The 274-nt window shown below is 73.0% G+C and carries 1 protein-coding gene; it reads left to right on the top strand.

Annotated features, from left to right (window positions below; genetic code table 11):
• Window positions 1-274, top strand: a 274-nt coding sequence (locus HKX41_11450) for a hypothetical protein (GenBank protein NNC24747.1), incomplete at both ends; no start/stop codon positions are given.

Here is a 274-nt window from a genome sequence, read left to right as displayed (position 1 = left end):
GGCCGGCACGCGCAGCAAGCCGTTGCTGAGCGGACAGGCGCGGCTGTCGCAGTTCACCACCGAGGTGCCGTCGCTGGGCATCGTGTTGCAGCAGGGCGACGTGCGCCTGGACGCGCAGCCCGATGGCAGCGCGCGCATCGCCGGCAGCGTGCGCTCGGGTGAGGGCACGCTCAACGTCGACGGCACGCTGGGCTGGCAGGGCGACGACACGCCGCTGGTGCTCAACATCCGCGGCACCAACGTGCTGGCGTCCGACACGCGCGATCTGCGCGCG

Source organism: Salifodinibacter halophilus, from assembly GCA_012999515.1.
In the GTDB taxonomy this organism is placed as follows: domain Bacteria; phylum Pseudomonadota; class Gammaproteobacteria; order Nevskiales; family Salinisphaeraceae; genus Salifodinibacter; species Salifodinibacter halophilus.
This window is presented reverse-complemented; position numbering and strand designations above follow the sequence as displayed.